This window comes from Pseudomonas lundensis, from assembly GCF_015377145.2.
GTDB lineage: Bacteria > Pseudomonadota > Gammaproteobacteria > Pseudomonadales > Pseudomonadaceae > Aquipseudomonas > Aquipseudomonas lundensis.
Genome location: NZ_CP062158.2, coordinates 74,377 through 92,699, shown reverse-complemented (window position 1 = coordinate 92,699; position 18,323 = coordinate 74,377). Strand labels below are relative to the sequence as shown.

The window sequence follows — 18,323 nt, the reverse complement described above, 5'->3', positions numbered from 1 at the left end:
GCTTATCTCGCAGGGAACATCTTGAGCACGTGGCCCAAGCGTTCATTTTGTTCTGGAGTGATTTCATTACCGGAGCCATGCCCGGCGTTTTCCATCGTGATGTAGGCCACGCCGCTCAGCCAGTCGCCCAAAAATTGCTGGGCCTGATTCGCCGGTTGCGCAGGCAGAATCGGCAGCTGGTCCGGGGCCACGTCGCCGTAAAAGGCAAACAACGCCTCGCGATTTCCGGCATGGCTTTTCGGGCGCTCGGCCACAGGCTTTTGGGTGTAACCGAACCAGGCCACGAAGTCGCTCAGTACGCGCTGTACTTCCAGCACCTGACGTTCAACCATCTGATCGCGGCGTGATCCGCTTTGCGCGCGTTTGAGCACGGCGTCGCGCAGTTGACCGGGCAGATCGAGGCGATAGCCGCTGGTGATGAGTTCATCCACCAGCGCCTCAATCGACGGTTTGTCCAGTTGCAGCACGTCCATCAGGCCCTGACGGCCCGGGATCGCACGCAGGTAGGCAATCCAGTCCTTGAACACCGCACGGGCGAATTTGTGCTCGTTGCTTTGCAGTTCCGGGGCCTGGTTGGCCTCGGCCGCCGCGGCGACCGGCGCATCGAAGTCCACCGACAGATCCCCGAAGCTGTCACCGAAATCAAAGTCGCTGCTCGGCGCGTAGAGCTGCGGCTTTTTCTCCACCACCTGGTCGGCATCGTCTGCCGGTTCGCTGTCGTCCTCGTCATACACGCCGTTGAGGTACAGCTCGCGGATGTCTTCGTTGGGCAATTGCAAGGTGTTGATCAGCTCGCCCAACACCGGGCCGCGGCGCTTGAGCTGGGCCAGAATCATCTGCGCCTGCTCGCGCTTGGCGGCGCTGGCGTCATCGCCATCGGCACGGTACAAGCGGCTCAAGGCCTTGAGCGTGTCGCCGTTGAGCGTCTGTTGCAGTTGTTCGCGGATGCGGCTGAGTTTGAACTCCAGTCCCGCCAGTTCGCTGAAACTTTCGCTGAACCGGGTGATGCCGCCATCGTTGAGGGTCAGCATCGCGTCCCACGCCTGATCGACGTCTTTGACGTGCTTGCTCACCAGCTCCGCCTTGGCGAAGGTCTTGCGCATCAGCGTCAACTGCTCGCCGCAGCTGTCGGAGAACTGCTGCTCGTCCTTGCCCACAAGGTTGATAAACGGCGTCGGCATACGCGGTTTACGCACCAGATAGGTGTTGTTGAACGCCTGGTCGTTCTTCCAGTTGGCCATCCACGGGAAGCTCTTGAAGCGCTCCAGCATGGTGCGCGTCATCATGCCTTCCCACTCTTCGTCCAACTGAAGCGCGGATTTTTGCAGGGACTGGGCGATGCACTTGTCGAACATGGTCAGGGCCCAGATCAGGCCGGTTGCACGGCCCGCACGCTCTTGCGCGGTCTTGCCCTGAGTGACTTCAATCCAGCGGCTGAGCACCGGGCCTACGTCATTCACGTCGCTCTGGTTGGTGGAACCGGTACACACCACCAGCGCGTTCATTTCCTGATCGTCGGTGTAGCGTTCGAACAGGTAGGCCACCTTGCCCCGCAGGATCAATTGCGAGACCGAGTTTTCCTGACCGTTTTCGCTGGAGATGCTGCTGATCTGACGTCGCCCGCGGTAGCCGGGGAAGTCGAGCAGGTCGACTTGTTCAACGATTTTCGCGTTCGGGGTTTCAACCAGCCGAAAGGTCATTTCCGCCGTCAGCGCCGCCAGCTGGGCGATCGGCAGGGAGTTGGGGTTCTGCAGGCGGCCGTCGGTGAACGGACGCACTTCGACCGGCAGATCCTGCGGGCCGCCGAAGCGCTCCAGGATGTCGACGCTCATGATGCTGTTGCGGCGGCTGTATTCCTCGCCCTGACGCTCCACCAGCACCGACAGCGGCGCGAACACGGTGGCGGGCATGCCCAGGCGGTTCAGTGAACCCGCCAATTGCTGATACACACGGGTCAGCGCGCTTTGCTCGCCCCACAGGATCGAAAACAGCTCGCCACGCTCCTGGAAGTTCAGGCGCGGGGCCAGCTTGATCACTTTGGGCCAGTAGTGATGGGTCAGGGCCTTGAGGGATTTTTCGAAGCTCTTGTTCAGGTAATCGAGCAACGAGACCACGTCGTCAGCGTTTACACCCGGCTGCAAAGGCCCGGTTTCACGGCCTTCGAAGGGCTTGAGCGCTTTGCGGATGCACTCTTCGTCGATGACGTAATTGACCTTTTCCTGATCAAAATCCTTGAACCAGGTGTTGGCCAGAATTTTCGCCAGCTCGATTTCATTGAACAGTTTGAGCTCGACCGGGAAGTTGTCGTCTTCGCTCTTTTTCGCCAGACGGCTGAAACGCGTGACCAGCCCGGTGGCTTCTTTACCGCCGCCGCCGGGGTTCACGTGCTCGATGAAGTCCATGCGCTGAGGGCCGAAGTCGGTTTCCAGCGTGCCTTTGGGGCCTGCGGCGAGTGCCGAAATCAGAAAGGACTTGCCCGCCTGCGACAAGCCGAAAAACCCGGCCGTCATCGGCGTGGTCGCCACACGGCTCAGGCTCTTGGCCTGATTGCGCGCCTTGTGCAGTTCCAGGCTGAGTGCGTCGGCTTCGCTGTCCAGGCGCGGGGCGGTGACACGGGTTTTCTCAACCCAGTCCAGCGCCTGACCGGCACCTTCATACACCGCGGCCCAGCTGTCACGCAGCGTTTGTTGCTCAGGGGTCAGGTTGCTCATTTGCGTTTTACGCTCCCGCTGTCCAGCCAATACTTGTTGTCGCTCAAGCCCGCCACCAGCAACGTGTTGAGTTGCAGCAGCAAGTCACTTTTGCGGAACTGCTTGTCGGTGTTCGATTCCACCTGGTCGATACTCAGCAGGTCACTGAGCTGTTCCTGACGCTTCATTTGCGTGGTCGGCTCAAGCACTTTGAAGGTGACCTTGACCACCGGCATCTCGCCTGCCACCACCGGCCGCGCTTCGGAGAAACGCTGACGCCCCGACGGCGTGAAACTCAGGGTGTACAGCGGCGAGGCGGACCAGCGTTCGGCCGCCAGTTGGCGGAAGCCCAACCGCATGTCACCGCGCATTTCCAGCGCAGGCGTGCGGGCGTCGAGGCCCTCACCGATTTCAGGCAGCACAATGCGCCCGTCCGCCGATTTCAGGTCGCGGTACAGCACGTCGGCGTCGGTGATGATGTTGCTCAGGTCGATCACGCCCAGGTGCTTGATGGTCGAATAGGGCTTGAGTGCCGAAGAACGGAAGTAGAAGTTCGGCACGCTGTGATTGGCGCACAGCAGGCACAGCATGGCGCCCACCGAGGCGGTGCTTTTCGGGTCGTCGATCAGGCCGTTCTTGTGGAACGGGTACCAGCCGCCGGTGCGGTAGTTTTGCAGCGCGAGGATGCGCCCCGGTGGCAGCGGCAGCATTTTGCGGATAAACGCTTGAATGCCCGGCAAGCGGGACGGGCGGCCGGTCAGCAGCAACATGTCGCACGGGTAGTGGGCGATCACTTCACACAGCGCACCGAGGATTTTGGTGATGTTGATCTGGCCGTTGAGGAACGCGCCATGCATCACTTGCAGGTCAAAGGTGATGGGGGTCTTGCACAGGTCGAAATCGGTCTGGCCGCCCAGCTCGCGGCGTACCGCGCTGTTCACGTAATCGAGCACGCTCTGGCTGATGGCGTCTTTGCCCAGCAACTCAAGGTAGGTGTGGGTGCTGGCAACGACCGGGAACTCCGGGTTGTAAAGCTCGTACTGGCGCAGCAGTTCCAGCCCCAGCGGGGTGAACACCTGCAAGTTCAGTTGCTGGCGCAGCACCATGTCTTGCGCGCTGCCGGACTCGGCGCCGCACAGGCGCGACATCAGCGAAGCCGGGGCTTTTACGCCCGCGTCCTGCAAAGCCTTCTCGAAGCTGGGCAGGATGAATTCCTGAATCACGTCAAGCAAGATGTCGTCGCCCGCCACCTTGAAGCCGTCCCGAAAACGCTGTTCCGGCACGATGTGCACGTTACTGCCGCTGGTGGCGTTGCCCGCACGGTCCAGCCGGTAGTCGGTGATGACCAGGTCAGTGGTGCCGCCGCCGATGTCGATGGTGGCCAGCGTGATGCGCTCACGGTCTGTCTTGCCGGGGCGGGAAATGGCGTCGAAGAACTCTTCGGGGTGGCCCGCGAAGTTTTCGTTCACTTCGGTGTAGAGGTACACCAGTTGCCCGCACGACGCCTCGTCCCACTCCACGCGCACTTTAGGCAGCGGCGTGGTGGACGGCGCGGCGTCCTGATCGTAAGGGTCCAGTTCATCGGTTTGCCAGTTCAGGCTTTTCCACACCAGGCCGATGGCGTGGCGCATGCGTTTCTCAAGGATGCTGCGCTCGGCCTGCGGCATGCCCGGCGGCACGGTCAGCGTGATGCTGTTCAGGCGACGCGGCACGCGGGTATGACCCTGGCGCGAACGCTGGGCAGGGCTGTTGATTTGCATCAGCGCCTGCGCCAGCACTTCGGCCAGCATGAAGGTCATCAGCGAGCTGCGTGAGTAACGCGGCATGAACACGGGCAGCTGTTCGTTAGGGTCGAGGCTGTACAGCGCGTCGCCGGTCTCGTTAATCAGGTGCGAAAACGGCGCGGCGGTGGCGAACGGCTCCTTGTCGGTCTTGACGTAGGCGCAGTTGAAGCGCCAGCCGTGGTCGTACGTGTTCTCATCCCACAGATAGCGTTTGGGGCTCGACAGCCCGGTCGACCCTTCGGTGCCACGGCGACGGCTGGCCAGACGCCCGGCTTCTTTGCCCACGCGGGCGATGGTGGCCCACTGGAAGGCATCGTGACGGCCGCTCTTGACCGAGCAATGGTCCTTGCCAAACGAGGCTTGCGCAAACTCGACCCGGCTTTCGAACGCATCGTTGTAGGTGTGCTCGGGGGTAATCAGGTCACGCAACTCAAGCACATAGTTGTCCTTGAGGCCCGAACCGGTCTGGCCGTGGTCTTCGATGAGGATCCCGCAGGTGCGCGAGTTGCCGACGTCGAGGACCAGGTCCACCGGAATCGGCGGCGTGACACCGCTGCCGTGGCTGGCCACGACCTTGAGTTCCGGCACTCTGACCTGCGGCGGCGGGGTGGTGTTGTCGCGCGTGGTGCACGGTTCCATGAACAGGCTGAGCAGGTTGAGGTAGTGCGCCTCGGGCCAGCCTTCCTTGATGTCTTTTTCCAGCTCGTCACGCGGGGTTTTCGCGTTGCCTTCCTTGAACACCTCCAGCAGCCATTCCTTGACCCAGATCTGGTCGAGGAACCAGCGCGCCTGCTGCGGCTTGCACGCCAGTTTGAAGGTGACGCCCGAGCTGGCGTCGTCCTTGTTGGGGCCCAGGTAGAGGCTGGTGTCGTGCTTGTCCATGGTGCGGGTGTCGAATGCCAGCGTCAGGCGATGGGTATTGCCATCCACATCCGGCTCGGCCAGGCGCACCAGGCGCATGCGCGACCAGTTGGTCGGGCCTTGATCAAAGGTGTACGGCGGGCGGTGACGGAACACCGGAATCGGCAGCCAAAGCCCGTCGTAGAGCTGCAGGCTGCTGTCCATGCTGATGTTCAGGGTGCTGCGCGCTTCGACGGTTTTGCCTGGCTCGCTTTCGTAAAAGTAGCTGGTCAGGCCATTGCGTTCGCCTTCTTCAAGGCGGCACAGCAAACCGTTGGTCAACGGCGCGAAGTCACCGGAGGGCAGCTTTTTCGGGTCCAGTCGCAGGGCGAAATCCATGAACTGGACGCCGGTGTCACCCACGAGGATGACGGTGTCTTCAAATTGGGTAACTTGAGGCAGCATGTCAGAGTCTTCCGGTCATTATTCGCCCGTCTGGCGCATGGAGATGGGGAATTTCTTGTCTTCGTAAACGCCGGTGCAATCGGCAATGCTGCGGGCACCCTGGCGGCAATCGATCTGCGGCATCTCGTAACTGCTGCCGTCGCTGCACGCCGCCTGACCCTGGCTATTGATCGCCAGACTGCCGCCCTGCATCGCAGCCGATACCGGGCCGGTGCAGTTGATGCCGTTGGCCTTGCGCACAATCACGTCGCCTTTGCCGTCCTTGAACTGGTATTCAAGGCGCAGTGGCTTGCCGGTGTTTTTGTCTTGAATGCCCGCACCTGCGCGGTAGTGGCCATTGAGGAAGTCCGCCTGACCATCAGGGCTTTGTGCCGGGATGGTCAGCGGTTCGCCGGGTACATTCGGCGCTGGCGGTGGCGTCGACGCTTGCGGCTCATCCGGGATCTGCGGCGGGGCAGGTGGCGTTTGGTCGGCTGGCTCGGCTGGCTCGGCTGCATCCGGCGCTGACGGCTCGTCTGCGGGAGCAGGCGGCGCGGCGTCAGGCTCCGGTTGCGGCTCGGACTCGGGCTGAGACTCAGCAGCGGGCTGCGCATCAGGCACGGTGGGCACCTGAGCATTGGGCACCGAAGCCCCCAGACCTGCGCCCGGCACGGTGGGGCCACCATTGGGCAACGACAGGTCAGCGTTGACGTCAGGGGCGGGCACGCTCACGTCAGGCACGTTCACATCCGGCACGGTGGGCCATATCTGCGCGGGCAAGCCCAATTGTGGCGCGCAGCCGCGCAGGCCAAACAGCAGCAGGAGCAACAACAGCAAAAGCAGCGGCAACAGCCACCACCAACGACGCCACCATGGCCGCGCCACCACCGGCAACGGTGCAGGCGCGGGGACGGGTTCGGCAATCGGCGGCACCACGGGCGCAGGCGTGACCAGCGGCGCGGCCTGCGGGCGCAAGCAGTGCAACGGGTCCATGTTGTGATCGGCCCCGGGGCGACGGAACCCCCAGAACGTCAACACGGGTTTACCGTTGACCAGGTACACGTAATGTTCGTCAGGGAAAGGCAGCACGTGCCCCAGCAGTTTGCCGAACACAGTACGGTCGACAGAAGGCTTGGTATCGCTGTTCGGGTCGAGGTAGGTGGCACTGAGCTGATTGAGGAACGCCTGGAGCTTTTCCAGCTCGCCGACGGCATGGGCGCGCTCATCAGGGGTGGCGCTGCTCCAGGGGATCACATCGCCTGGCAGCTCGCTGTACCAGTCAATGTTGTCGCCCAGTTCATCGCTTTGCGGGATGGCCAAGTGCTGAGCCATCTCTGGATTTTTGCGGCGAATGGCTTCGCGTAACTGCAGTGCTGCCCGGTAAACCGGTTGTCCGGTTTCGCCAAGGGCTGTGAAATCACCGCTTTTACCACTGCGTAGAAGTGCGCCGCGCATCCGAGCTCCATCTTTTTAAATTCGCGCGGTTAAACCCGGACGTGTGCCCGAACCGCTTCCCTGATTAAGCGCGTGACAGTACTGGCTAAACGATATCGGAGTCAATTAGCCATTAACTGATGCCTGTCATTTTCAACGCTTTGGCAGGCAAGCAGGCGCAAGGCAAAGGGCCGTGACGCCCTAAAGCGTACGGCGCAGGGTGTGAAGGATGGCGCGCGGTGTGGCTTCAGCCACTGACCGGCCGATACTGCAACGCCTCGGCCAGATGCCGGCGTTCTATCGATCCAGCCCCTTCCAGATCCGCCAGCGTGCGCGCCACTTTCAACAGGCGATGCGCCGCGCGCAACGACAAGGTCATGCGCTCGCAGGCGTTTTCCAGCCAGGTGTTATCCACAGCCGTCAACTGACAATGGCGGCGCACGCCGGGCAAGTCGAGAAACGCATTGGCGCAGCCCTGGCGCTGAACTTGCCGCCCACGGGCCAACGCCACCGAGGCGGCAGCCGTTGCGGTGTTGTCGCCCGATTGCGCGAGCGGATTGAGCGAGGTGGTTTCACGGGCCACGGTCAGGTGCAGGTCGATACGGTCCAGCAGCGGACCGGACAGTTTGTTGCGGTATCGCTGGATCTGCTCCGGCGTGCAGCGGCAGCGCCCGGTGGGCTCTCCCAGAAAACCGCATGGGCAGGGGTTCATGGCGGCCACCAGCTGGAAGCGCGCCGGAAAACGCATGCGGTCTCGCGCTCGCGCTATCACGATAAAGCCCGACTCCATTGGCTCGCGTAAAACCTCCAGCACCTTGCGGTCAAACTCAGGCAACTCATCGAGGAACAAGACGCCGTGGTGGGCCAGCGTGATTTCACCCGGCTGCGGCCTGGAACCTCCGCCCACCAATGCCGGGCCGGACGCGGAGTGATGGGGCTGACGAAAGGGGCGTTGCGGCCAACTGCTCAGCGGCTCATGGCTGGCCACGGACTGAATGGCCGCGACCTCAAGCGCCTCCTGTTCATCGAGCGGCGGCAGTAAACCGGGCAGGCGGCTGGCCAGCAGGGTTTTACCGGTGCCGGGCGGGCCTGTGAATAAGAGGTTATGGCTGCCAGCGGCGGCGACCAGCAGAGCGCGCTTGGCCGATTGCTGGCCTTGTACATCGCTCAGGTCTGGGTACGGCTTGCTCACTTGGAGCAGGCCGCTGGCGATGTAAGGCTCCATCACCGTACGGCCCGCAAAGTGCGCGACCACTTGCAGCAAATGCTCGACCGCAATCACCGTCAACCCGGAGGCCAGACAGGCTTCCTCGGCATTGGCCACGGGCACCACCAGCGCACGCCCCGCCGCCCGGGCAGCCAGAGCAGCGGGCAGAACGCCCTGCACCGGACGAATCGCCCCCGACAGCGCCAATTCACCGAGAAATTCCACGTTTTCCAGCGCCACGGCAGGCAATTGCCCACTGGCCGCCAAGATCCCCAGCGCGATGGCCACATCAAAACGCCCGCCGTCCTTGGGCAGGTCGGCGGGCGCGAGATTGAGCGTGATGCGGCGAGCCGGGAAGTCAAAACCGGCGTTGAGGATCGCACTGCGCACCCGGTCTTTGCTTTCTTTGACGGCGGCTTCAGGCAAACCGACCAGTGTCAGCGCAGGCAGGCCATTGGCCAGGTGCGCTTCGACGGTGACTACAGGCGCCTCAACGCCCACCTTGGCACGGCTGTGAACAATCGCCAGAGACATGACTCACTCCTTGAGTTCGCAAAAAACGCATCCTGCGCGAATTGACGCTCATGGGAGGAGGTTGAATGGATACGGAATGTGAACAGGCGCTGCGTCACGTGCTGGCTAGCCAACCGGCGGACACCCACGGGCTTCAGGGCGTCATGCAAACACGTCCGTTGCCCACAGGCACGGCTGCGCGATTACTCGGCAGGTGGCAGCAATCGGGCTTCCATTTCGGCCACTTTGGCTTCCAGCGTTTCAAGGCGGGCACGGGTGCGCGCCAGTACCACCATCTGGCTGTCGAACTCTTCGCGACTGACCAGATCCAGCTTGCTGAAGCCGCTTTGTAGCAGGGCTTTGAACTGGCTTTCGATTTCATTGCGCGGCAAGGCGGTGTCGCCATTGAACAAACGAGCAGCCTGGCCACTCAGGGCATCGAGAAAATCTTTGGGCGCGAGCATGGAATAGGTCCTTAACACTGATGGCGGCGAGTGTATCACGGGGTTTCAACCCTAACGGCGCCGGGGGCCGTTGCACATTTTATGAGCATGCCATCCCCCTCCCGCGCACTGTTTTTGTGCACAAAATCCGTACTTCTTCCGGCTGTGTTTTCTCTACACCTGATAAGCCGCTGTAATTTCTGACTTTTCCAGACATGGCAAGGTTTCTGCTAAGGCAGTAATGACTCATGCACTGATGCAGTTGCTGTGACGAAGGCAGTGCGGCAGGCGGATCAAGGGATGTTTTCGTCACCAGCAGTTAACTGAGGTTGAACGGCCTGAAGAAGGCTGACGACGCGTTACAAAGCCAGACACTGCGCTTAGACTTGGGCCGGGTTTGTTTTCCTGGGGCAAGTCCACCAATTCGGGAGAAGTTTCATGAAGCTAGTCACCGCCATTATCAAGCCGTTCAAGTTAGACGACGTGCGCGAGTCGCTGTCCGAGATCGGCGTGCAGGGCATTACCGTTACTGAGGTCAAAGGCTTCGGCCGGCAGAAAGGCCATACCGAGCTGTACCGCGGCGCTGAATACGTGGTCGATTTTCTGCCAAAGGTGAAGATTGATGTCGCCATCGACGACAAAGATCTTGACCGGGTTATCGAGGCGATAACCAAGGCTGCCAACACCGGCAAGATCGGTGACGGCAAGATTTTTGTGGTCAATCTGGAACAGGCTATCCGCATCCGTACCGGCGAAACCGATACCGACGCCATCTAAGCCGCCAAACCCCAACGCCCCAGGAGAAAACACTATGACTCTGCGTAAATTCGCAGGGCTCGGAGCCCTGTTGTCTGTCGTAATGCCCGGCCTGGCCATGGCGGCAGACGAAGTGGCCGCTCCAGTCCTCAACTCCGGCGATACCGCCTGGATGCTGACCGCAACGGCCCTGGTGCTGTTTATGACCATCCCCGGCCTGGCCCTGTTCTACGGCGGCATGGTGCGCTCCAAAAACCTTCTTTCTGTGATGATGCAGTGCTTCGCCATCACCGGCTTGATCAGCATTCTCTGGGTCATTTATGGCTACAGCATCACGTTCGACACCACCGGCATGGAGCAGGGCGTCACCAACTTCAACTCGTTCATCGGCGGGTTCGGCAAAGCGTTCCTGGCAGGCGTCACGCCCGCCAGCCTGACATCGCCCACCGCACTGTTCCCGGAAGCTGTGTTCATCACCTTCCAGATGACCTTCGCCATCATCACCCCCGCGCTGATCGTCGGCGCCTTTGCTGAGCGCATGAAGTTCTCAGCGATGCTGATCTTCATGGGCGTGTGGTTCACCCTAGTGTATGCGCCCATCGCGCACATGGTGTGGAGCGGCAACGGCGGCCTGATGTGGGACTGGGGCGTGCTCGATTTCGCGGGCGGCACCGTGGTGCATATCAACGCCGGTATCGCGGGCCTGGTGGCGTGCATTGTGCTGGGCAAGCGCAAAGGCTACCCGACCACCCCCATGGCGCCGCATAACCTTGGTTACACGCTGGTCGGTGCCGCGATGCTGTGGATCGGCTGGTTCGGCTTCAACGCAGGTTCTGCCGCAGCCGCCAATGGCACGGCCGGCATGGCGATGCTGGTGACCCAAATTGCGACCGCCGCCGCTGCGCTGGGCTGGATGTTTGCCGAGTGGATCACCCACGGCAAGCCAAGCGCGCTGGGCATTGCCTCAGGCGTGGTGGCCGGTCTGGTGGCCATCACCCCGGCGGCTGGCACCGTAGGCCCAATGGGTTCGATCGTGATCGGCCTGGCGTCGGGCGTGATCTGCTTCCTCTGCGCCACCAGCCTCAAGCGCAAACTGGGCTATGACGACTCGCTGGACGCCTTTGGTGTACACGGGGTGGGCGGTATCGTTGGCGCCATCCTCACCGGCGTATTTGCCGCCCCGGCACTGGGCGGCTTCGGCACGGTGACCGACATCGCGGCCCAAGTCTGGATTCAGTGCAAGGGCGTAGCGTTCACTGTCATCTACACCGCGATTGTGACCTTCATCATCCTGAAAGTACTGGATGCCGTGATGGGGCTGCGGGTGACGGAGGAAGAGGAAGCCGTAGGCCTGGATCTGGCGCAACACAACGAGCGCGGCTACAACTTGTAAGCAGCCCCTCGAAAAAAATACCCGGCCTGCCGGGTATTTTTTTGCCCGGAATGTGGCGCCATTCGCATCAAGAGAATGATTTTTCCTACACCTTTATGCAGTTATCAGATCTACGATGAAATGTAAGACGAACACTTACATCACAACTCGACTATTAGCTGCTTTGCTTTTTTCTTCAGCACGCTAGAATGCGCGCCGAAGGGCGGAGTTAAGCGCCCGAAAACCACGAAGGCACGGATCATCTCCTCAGGCTTTCAAGGTCAGCGTACCAAGGCCCCGCGCCAGGTACCTGACACGCGTTTATTTAATGAGCGAATGCCCTCAACGGCACTCGTAAAGTCCTACCGCCTTCCAAGGCGAAGAGGCGTAAGCCGCGGGTAATCCGGGGCTACTTTTTCACCAGCGGCGGTCCACAGTGGGCATAGCTGGTCTATAACTAATCTGCTTTACGTAAGTCATGGGGTAGAACATGAGCGACGATGATCTGGAAAATGATGACCTCGAAGTAGGTGACGAAGACGAAACCGAAGAAGGTCTTGAAGCGGCCGCCGATGACGTGGCTGACGACGACGGTGGCGACGATGTGCCGGTCCCCGTGGCCAAAGGCAAATCCAAGGCAGCGGTGTCGGTCGATGACCTGCCCAGCGTAGAAGCCAAAAACAAGGAGCGTGACGCTCTGGCTCGCGCCATGGAAGAGTTTCTTTCCCGTGGCGGCAAGGTGCAGGAAGTCGAGGCCAATGTGGTGGCAGATCCACCCAAGAAGCCTGACAACAAGTACGGCAGCCGTCCTATTTAAGGTCTGTTGTTTGCTTGAAAAAAAAGCCCGCCGTCGCTGCGGGCTTTTTTGCGAGTGCCGGGAATTGATCCGGGCCAGTTGCCGAGGCACGAAGCCGTAACCCGGCTCCCGCACCACCCCTCAGCGGCGATAAACAGCTTTAACCAAAGTGCTTGAGCACCTGAGGCAACTCGCTCAGACAGCCGATTTCAGCGTCAGGACGCGTGTCGCCTTCCCAGATGTTGCCACCGGGGTTAAACCAGACGGCGCGCAAGCCGGCCTGCTGGGCGCCAGCGATGTCGTCGCCCGGATGATCGCCCACATGCACGGCAGCACTGGCCTTCACGCCGCCTCGCGACAAGGCTTCGTGGAACAAACGTGCATCCGGCTTGGCGATGCCGATGTCTTCGGCGCACAACACGAACCTGAAGTGATGCCCCAAACCGATGCGCCGCACGTCGGCATTGCCATTAGTGACAACCCCCAGTGCGTAATCGCGCGCCAGTACCGCCAGCATTGGCTCGACCTGCGGGAAAACCTCCAGCGCGTGGCGGGCCTCGATGAACACCTCAAACGCCGCGTCTGCCAACGCGTGTGCGTCAGCGTATTGCGCCTCCCGCAGGGCGTGGAACAGTACGTGCCGACGCAGTGCACTGATTCGGTGCTTGAGGTGTGGGTTTTCACTTAAAACCTGCTCGCGAATCGCCTGGGATGTTCCAGGTTCAAGAGCGCCCACATCCGGTGCGTTTACAGCCAGCCACTGCCGCAAGGTCTCTTCGGCCCGCATGATCACGGGGGCGGTGTGCCACAGCGTGTCGTCAAGATCGAAGGTAATCAGTTCAATCGTCATTCACTGCCCTTACTGCGTTTGGCCCGTGGGTGGGCGCTGTCGTAGACGGTCGCCAGATGCTGGAAGTCCAGATGGGTATAAATTTGCGTGGTTTTGATGTCCGAATGCCCGAGCAACTCTTGCACCGCGCGCAAATCCTGAGAGGACTCTAGCAAATGGCTGGCAAACGAATGGCGCAGCATGTGCGGATGCAGGTTTTGCCCCAACTCGCGCTCGCCCGCAGCCTTGACGCGCAGTTGAATGGCGCGAGGCCCGAGACGGCGCCCGCGCTGGCTGACAAACACCGCGTCGTCTTCAGGGTTGGCCAGCGCCCGCAAAGGCAGCCAGACCTGTAGCGCCTCGCGGGCCTTTTGCCCGACCGGCAGCACACGCGTCTTGCTGCCTTTACCCAACACTTGCACCAGCCCGTCAGCCAGGTCCAGTTGATCCAGATTCAACCCCGTCAGCTCCGACAGGCGCAGCCCGGAGGAATAAAACAATTCCAGAATCGCCTGATCGCGCTGCGCGAGGAAATCCTCTTCCACGGCGCCTTCCAGCAGTTGCAGGGCGCGGTCGGTGTCGAGGGTTTTGGGCAGGCGACGTTCGCCTTTAGGCGGCGCCAGACCGTTGGCTGGGTCGTGATCGCACAGACCTTCGCGGTTGAGGTAGTGATACAACCCGCGAACGGCCGACAACAACCGCGCAATGCTGCGCGAAGACTGTCCCTGATGATGCAGGCGCGCCACCAACTGACGCAGGCGTTGAATATCCAGGGCCGCCCAGCTGGGGATGGCTTCTTTGCTGCAAAACGCCACGACCTTGCCGAGATCGCGGCGGTAGGCTTCCAGCGTGTGGGGCGACACTTGGCGCTCACTGCGCAGGTGAATGCAGTAAGCGTCCAGTTGCCGTTGCATGCCTAGCGCACCGAGCGCAGGGCGTTGGTGAAACGCGGCAACACGCGACCCAGCACTTCAGCGATGTAGCTGAGGAACAGGGTGCCCACCGAACTTTTGTAATGCTGCGGATCGCGGCTGGCGACGGCCAGTACGCCGTGCAGGCCCAGATGGTTGAGGGCAACGACAGCGGTCGAGCCGATTTGCTTGCGCTGCGCTTCTCCAAACAGGAAGTCCAGTTCATGCTCGCGCAGGCTGCCACTCACGGCCTTGCCTTCGGCCAGCAACCCCCCGAGGGCACGCTGGGCGTCCGCGCTATTGACCCAGCGCCCCACCGGCATCGGGTTGTCACCAAACAGCACCAAGCTGACGAAGGGCACCTGAAAATCCTGTCGCAGGCTGTCTTCGACGGCGATCACCAGTTCTTCAAGGCTGGTGGCGTCCATCAAGGCCAGGTTCAGGCGACGGGTTTTCTCAAACAGGCGATCGTTGTCGCGGGCCACATCCATCAGTTGTGAAAGGCGATGGCGCATCTCGATATTGCGGCCACGCAACAGCTCAAGCTGGCGCTCCACCAACGACACCGTATCGCCGCGCTGGTGAGGAATGCGTTGGGTCAACAACAGTTCTTCACGCTGGCTGAAGAAGTCGGGGTGGGCCTGGAGATAAGCCGCCACGGCCGCAGCCTCGGGGCTTTGATCCTGGACATCGAGGTCTGCTAACTGTGGCTGGTCGGTCATCGTGTGCGCTCGCTCATAAACGGACTTGTCCTTCGTAAACACGCATCGCCGGGCCGGTCATGATCACTGAATGACCCGGACCTTCCCACTCGATGGTCAAACGACCGCCGGGCAGGTCCAGCGTCACCGGGGTGTGCATCCAGCCCTGAAGGATGGCAGCCACCGCCGCAGCGCACGCGCCTGTGCCGCAGGCCTGGGTTTCCCCGGCGCCGCGTTCCCAGACACGCAATTGCGCGCGGTGACGGTCGATGACGTGCAAAAAGCCGACATTGACCCGGGCCGGGAAGCGCGGGTGGTGTTCAATTTTCGGGCCTAACTCATGAACCGGCGCGGCATTGATGTCGTCGACGCGCAACACCGCATGCGGGTTGCCCATGGAGACGGCGGCCAACTGGACCGTCTGGCCATCGACGTCCACGTCATAGCTCAGCGCCTGCGCATCCGCCACAAACGGAATCTCGGCCGGCACCAGACGCGGCGGGCCCATATCCACGCTGATCTGGCCGTCACTGCGCACGTTCAGTTCAATGATGCCGCTTTTAGTTTCGACCTTGATCTGGCGCTTGGTGGTCAGGCGCTTGTCGAGCACAAAACGGGCGAAACAGCGGGCACCGTTGCCACACTGCTCAACCTCGGAACCGTCGGCGTTGAAGATCCGGTAACGGAAATCCACCTCCGGGTTGCTGGGCGCTTCAACGATCAATAATTGATCGAAGCCGACGCCCGTGTGCCGGTCGCCCCATTGCTTGGCGTGCTTGGGCAGGATGTGCGCGTGCTGGCTGACCAGGTCGAGAACCATGAAGTCATTGCCCAGGCCGTGCATTTTGGTAAAACGCAGCAACATGGGTTCACTCCGGCAGCAGGCTTTCGCCAGCAAACAGCTCGGCAACCGTCTCGCGACGACGCACTTCGAACGCCTGATCGCCGTCCACCAGCACCTCGGCCGCACGGCCACGGGTGTTGTAGTTAGAGCTCATGACAAAACCATAGGCACCGGCCGAATGCACCGCCAGCAGATCACCTTCGGCCAGCGCCAACGGGCGGTCTTTGGCCAGGAAGTCGCCGGTTTCGCAGATCGGACCCACGATGTCATAGGCACGGGCTTCAGTGTCGCGCGGGCGAACCGCTGTCACGTCCATCCAGGCCTGATACAGCGCAGGGCGGATCAGGTCATTCATCGCCGCATCAACGATGGCGAAGTCTTTGTGTTCGGTGTGCTTGAGGTACTCGACCTGTGTCAGCAGCACGCCCGCGTTGGCCACAATGAAACGGCCCGGCTCGAACACCAGCGCCAGATCACGGCCCTCGATGCGCTCACGCACCGCCTTGATGTAGTCGGCCGCCAGCGGAGGCTCTTCATCGCGATAACGCACGCCCAATCCACCGCCCAGGTCGATATGGCGCAGGTAAATCCCGCAGTCGCCCAACCGGTCGATCAACGCCAGCAGGCGGTCGAGCGCATCGATGAACGGGTCAAGGGTGGTCAGTTGCGAACCGATGTGGCAATCGACGCCAACCACTTCGAGGTTCGGCAACTGCGCAGCACGGATGTACACATCCTCTGCGTCCGCGATGGCGATACCGAATTTGTTTTCTTTGAGGCCAGTGGAGATGTACGGGTGGGTGCCCGCGTCCACATCCGGGTTGACCCGCAGCGAGATCGGCGCACGCACGCCCATCTCGGCGGCCACGACCTGCAGGCGCTCCAGCTCGTCGGTGGACTCGACGTTGAAGCAATGCACGCCCACTTCCAGTGCGCGACGCATGTCATCGCGGGTCTTGCCGACACCGGAAAACACGATCTTGTCAGCCGAGCCGCCTGCGGCCAGCACACGCTCCAGCTCGCCACGGGACACGATGTCAAAACCGGCGCCCAAACGCGCCAGGACATTGAGTACACCCAGGTTGGAGTTGGCTTTAACCGCAAAACACACCAGATGCGGCATGCCGCTCAATGCGTCGGCATACGCGTTGTATTGCGCCTCGATGTGGGCCCGGGAATACACATACGTGGGCGTACCAAAACGCTCGGCAATGGCCGTCAGCGAAACACCTTCAGCGAATAACTCGCCGTCCCGGTAGTTAAAAGCGTCCATGGTGTTCCCTTATCAGTGCTTGTGCGGTTGCGACGACTTCGCTTGGTCTTCAGGGGACTTGGTGTCATCGGGCAGGTACAGCGGACCTTTTTGACCACAGGCAGAAACAAGGCAAGCAACCGCGACGAGCGCAGCAATGGAAGAGATCAGGCGCTTCATGGCGAAATCCTTTGAAAAGCTTTAATTGCGCCCGAGTATACCGAGCACCCACCGGCTTGCCTATGCAGCAGAGCGGTCGCGCAAAAGCACCTGTGCGGATAATCAGTCCTGTGCCAGCTGCGGGTCGGTTGGGGTTTGCAATCGGTCTGGAGCGCCCGTATCTTGCGATCTCCGAGCATGACTAGACATTACGAGGTTCCACCATGAGTTTGACTGAAGCCCGTTTCCACGATCTGGTCGATGCAACCCAGCAAGTCCTGGAAGACGTTTTTGACGATAGCGGTCTGGACATGGACCTGGAGAATTCGGCCGGTGTACTGACAGCCACATTTGAAGGGGGCCAGCAGCTTATTTTCAGCCGCCAGGAGCCTTTGCGACAGCTTTGGCTCGCGGCACGGGAGGGCGGTTTCCACTTCGATTACGACGAGGAGGAGTCACGCTGGCAGTGCGACAGCTCTGACGAGTTACTGAGTGAAATGGTCCAGCGCCTGACGCAGGCATACACCGGCGTCGAGCTGGATTTTGACGAGATTTAACTGTGACTGCCCCTGCTAAACCTGCAAAACCGCTATACAGCAACGTCAGCCCGGCGGTGCCGTCGCCTTGCATCAGCACGTGCCGGCTGGATGAACACAAAGTGTGTCTGGGCTGCTTTCGGCATGTCGAAGACATCCGCGAGTGGCGTTCGGCAGACGACCAGCGGCGCCGGGTGATTTGTGAACAGGCGCGTCTCAGGCGCGCCCCGTAATCACGGTTACAGGCTGCAACGGCATCGGCCGCTGGCTTGTGTATTTATTTTGCTGTGGTAGTGTCCGGGTTCGCCTCGCACTAACGAGGTTGGTCAAAACCCCGCCATTTTCTGGCGGGGTTTTGCTTTTTCGTGCAGAAAAAAGGAGTCTGCCAGGTCATGACCACTTCACCCCAACCCTCCATCATCCTCACCCGCCTGGACGTCCAGCGTCTGGAGCAATTGATTGAGTCCCTCGACGATTCGTTGCCAGGCGTCGTCGCGCTGCAAGAAGAACTTGATCGTGCCGAATCGGTTGTAGGCCATACCGAAGTGCCTGCAGGCGTTGTCACCATGAATTCGCGTGTGCACTGCCGCGAACAGGGCAGCGGCAAGGATTACCACCTGACACTGGTTTACCCCAAAGACGCGAACGCAGACGAAGGCAAGATTTCGATTCTTGCACCCGTCGGCAGTGCCTTGCTGGGTCTTCAGGTCGGCCAACATATCAACTGGCCAGCACCGGGAGGCAAAACCCTCAAGCTGGAACTGCTGGAAGTTGAATACCAGCCTGAAGCCGCTGGCAATTACGACCTTTAA

Annotated in this window: 17 protein-coding genes; 6 read left to right on the top strand and 11 right to left on the bottom strand. The window is 61.1% G+C overall.

Annotation, left to right across the window (positions count from 1 at the left end; translation table 11 throughout):
• Nucleotides 1–2: 2 nt before the first annotated feature.
• From IF654_RS00635 to IF654_RS00615, 5 genes are all read right to left on the bottom strand, one after another.
• Entirely contained in the window at nucleotides 3–2,711 is a 2,709-nt protein-coding gene (locus IF654_RS00635) for a putative virulence factor (RefSeq protein ID WP_047278839.1), read from the bottom strand.
• Nucleotides 2,708–5,779, bottom strand: coding sequence for a virulence factor SrfB (locus IF654_RS00630; RefSeq protein ID WP_094987327.1), 3,072 nt, complete (start codon nucleotides 5,777–5,779; stop codon nucleotides 2,708–2,710). Before IF654_RS00630 ends, IF654_RS00635 begins: the two co-directional genes overlap by 4 nt.
• An 18-nt stretch (nucleotides 5,780–5,797) precedes the next feature.
• Nucleotides 5,798–7,213: an SrfA family protein gene (locus IF654_RS00625; RefSeq protein WP_094987328.1), complete on the bottom strand. Its 1,416-nt coding sequence runs from the start codon at nucleotides 7,211–7,213 to the stop codon at nucleotides 5,798–5,800.
• A 226-nt stretch (nucleotides 7,214–7,439) separates the two neighbouring features.
• Entirely contained in the window at nucleotides 7,440–8,933 is a 1,494-nt protein-coding gene (locus IF654_RS00620; RefSeq protein ID WP_047278844.1) for a YifB family Mg chelatase-like AAA ATPase, read from the bottom strand.
• Nucleotides 8,934–9,115: 182 nt separating this feature from the next.
• The gene (locus IF654_RS00615; RefSeq protein WP_047278846.1) at nucleotides 9,116–9,376 is read right to left on the bottom strand and encodes an accessory factor UbiK family protein; all 261 of its coding nucleotides are present in this window, start codon (nucleotides 9,374–9,376) and stop codon (nucleotides 9,116–9,118) included.
• 417 nt (nucleotides 9,377–9,793) lie between these two features.
• Here IF654_RS00615 and glnK point away from each other — a divergent pair, with 417 nt between their 5' ends.
• The 3 genes from glnK to sutA all read left to right on the top strand — a co-directional run bounded on the left by glnK (nucleotide 9,794) and on the right by sutA (nucleotide 12,300).
• Nucleotides 9,794–10,132 (top strand): P-II family nitrogen regulator, encoded by a 339-nt coding sequence (gene glnK, locus IF654_RS00610; protein WP_002555808.1) that lies wholly within the window; start codon nucleotides 9,794–9,796, stop codon nucleotides 10,130–10,132.
• Nucleotides 10,133–10,166: 34 nt separating this feature from the next.
• Entirely contained in the window at nucleotides 10,167–11,504 is a 1,338-nt protein-coding gene (locus IF654_RS00605; protein ID WP_047278849.1) for an ammonium transporter, read from the top strand.
• Between the two features lie 469 nt (nucleotides 11,505–11,973).
• Complete coding sequence (sutA, locus tag IF654_RS00600) at nucleotides 11,974–12,300, top strand: transcriptional regulator SutA (protein ID WP_047278851.1); 327 nt, start codon at nucleotides 11,974–11,976, stop codon at nucleotides 12,298–12,300.
• A 139-nt stretch (nucleotides 12,301–12,439) separates the two neighbouring features.
• On the opposite strand, the gene IF654_RS00595 is transcribed toward sutA, so the two are convergent.
• From IF654_RS00595 to lptM, 6 genes are read right to left on the bottom strand one after another with little or no spacing between them, the layout of a single operon-like run.
• Nucleotides 12,440–13,129, bottom strand: coding sequence for an HAD family hydrolase (locus IF654_RS00595; RefSeq protein ID WP_194862838.1), 690 nt, complete (start codon nucleotides 13,127–13,129; stop codon nucleotides 12,440–12,442).
• A complete protein-coding gene (gene xerC / locus IF654_RS00590; protein WP_047278855.1) occupies nucleotides 13,126–14,022 on the bottom strand; it encodes a tyrosine recombinase XerC in 897 nt (298 codons plus the stop codon). The genes IF654_RS00595 and xerC overlap by 4 nt, the downstream gene beginning before the upstream one ends.
• 2 nt (nucleotides 14,023–14,024) lie before the next feature.
• A complete protein-coding gene (locus IF654_RS00585; protein WP_194862839.1) occupies nucleotides 14,025–14,741 on the bottom strand; it encodes a DUF484 family protein in 717 nt (238 codons plus the stop codon).
• A 13-nt stretch (nucleotides 14,742–14,754) separates the two neighbouring features.
• A complete protein-coding gene (gene dapF / locus IF654_RS00580) occupies nucleotides 14,755–15,585 on the bottom strand; it encodes a diaminopimelate epimerase (protein WP_047281571.1) in 831 nt (276 codons plus the stop codon).
• A gap of 4 nt (nucleotides 15,586–15,589) precedes the next feature.
• Nucleotides 15,590–16,837: a diaminopimelate decarboxylase gene (gene lysA, locus IF654_RS00575; protein ID WP_047278862.1), complete on the bottom strand. Its 1,248-nt coding sequence runs from the start codon at nucleotides 16,835–16,837 to the stop codon at nucleotides 15,590–15,592.
• 12 nt (nucleotides 16,838–16,849) lie between these two features.
• Entirely contained in the window at nucleotides 16,850–16,996 is a 147-nt protein-coding gene (gene lptM / locus IF654_RS00570) for an LPS translocon maturation chaperone LptM (protein ID WP_047278864.1), read from the bottom strand.
• 203 nt (nucleotides 16,997–17,199) lie between these two features.
• On the opposite strand from lptM, the gene cyaY reads away from it, so the two are divergent.
• The 3 genes from cyaY (at nucleotide 17,200) to rnk (ending at nucleotide 18,323) form a co-directional block, all read left to right on the top strand.
• A complete protein-coding gene (cyaY, locus tag IF654_RS00565) occupies nucleotides 17,200–17,532 on the top strand; it encodes an iron donor protein CyaY (RefSeq protein ID WP_047278866.1) in 333 nt (110 codons plus the stop codon).
• A gap of 2 nt (nucleotides 17,533–17,534) precedes the next feature.
• Entirely contained in the window at nucleotides 17,535–17,744 is a 210-nt protein-coding gene (locus tag IF654_RS00560; protein WP_047278869.1) for a DUF1289 domain-containing protein, read from the top strand.
• A gap of 159 nt (nucleotides 17,745–17,903) precedes the next feature.
• Entirely contained in the window at nucleotides 17,904–18,323 is a 420-nt protein-coding gene (gene rnk / locus IF654_RS00555) for a nucleoside diphosphate kinase regulator (RefSeq protein ID WP_047278871.1), read from the top strand.

What these genes read in the sequence shown, in the direction of transcription:
- IF654_RS00625 (WP_094987328.1), bottom strand. Translation starts at nt 7,213, where the DNA reads ATGCGCGGCGCACTTCTACGCAGTGGTAAAAGCGGTGATTTCACAGCC.
- dapF (WP_047281571.1), bottom strand. Translation starts at nt 15,585, where the DNA reads ATGTTGCTGCGTTTTACCAAAATGCACGGCCTGGGCAATGACTTCATG.
- IF654_RS00635 (WP_047278839.1), bottom strand. Translation starts at nt 2,711, where the DNA reads ATGAGCAACCTGACCCCTGAGCAACAAACGCTGCGTGACAGCTGGGCC.
- glnK (WP_002555808.1), top strand. Translation starts at nt 9,794, where the DNA reads ATGAAGCTAGTCACCGCCATTATCAAGCCGTTCAAGTTAGACGACGTG.
- IF654_RS00595 (WP_194862838.1), bottom strand. Translation starts at nt 13,129, where the DNA reads ATGACGATTGAACTGATTACCTTCGATCTTGACGACACGCTGTGGCAC.
- cyaY (WP_047278866.1), top strand. Translation starts at nt 17,200, where the DNA reads ATGAGTTTGACTGAAGCCCGTTTCCACGATCTGGTCGATGCAACCCAG.
- IF654_RS00630 (WP_094987327.1), bottom strand. Translation starts at nt 5,779, where the DNA reads ATGCTGCCTCAAGTTACCCAATTTGAAGACACCGTCATCCTCGTGGGT.
- IF654_RS00620 (WP_047278844.1), bottom strand. Translation starts at nt 8,933, where the DNA reads ATGTCTCTGGCGATTGTTCACAGCCGTGCCAAGGTGGGCGTTGAGGCG.
- rnk (WP_047278871.1), top strand. Translation starts at nt 17,904, where the DNA reads ATGACCACTTCACCCCAACCCTCCATCATCCTCACCCGCCTGGACGTC.
- xerC (WP_047278855.1), bottom strand. Translation starts at nt 14,022, where the DNA reads ATGCAACGGCAACTGGACGCTTACTGCATTCACCTGCGCAGTGAGCGC.
- lysA (WP_047278862.1), bottom strand. Translation starts at nt 16,837, where the DNA reads ATGGACGCTTTTAACTACCGGGACGGCGAGTTATTCGCTGAAGGTGTT.
- IF654_RS00605 (WP_047278849.1), top strand. Translation starts at nt 10,167, where the DNA reads ATGACTCTGCGTAAATTCGCAGGGCTCGGAGCCCTGTTGTCTGTCGTA.
- IF654_RS00615 (WP_047278846.1), bottom strand. Translation starts at nt 9,376, where the DNA reads ATGCTCGCGCCCAAAGATTTTCTCGATGCCCTGAGTGGCCAGGCTGCT.
- IF654_RS00585 (WP_194862839.1), bottom strand. Translation starts at nt 14,741, where the DNA reads ATGACCGACCAGCCACAGTTAGCAGACCTCGATGTCCAGGATCAAAGC.
- lptM (WP_047278864.1), bottom strand. Translation starts at nt 16,996, where the DNA reads ATGAAGCGCCTGATCTCTTCCATTGCTGCGCTCGTCGCGGTTGCTTGC.
- sutA (WP_047278851.1), top strand. Translation starts at nt 11,974, where the DNA reads ATGAGCGACGATGATCTGGAAAATGATGACCTCGAAGTAGGTGACGAA.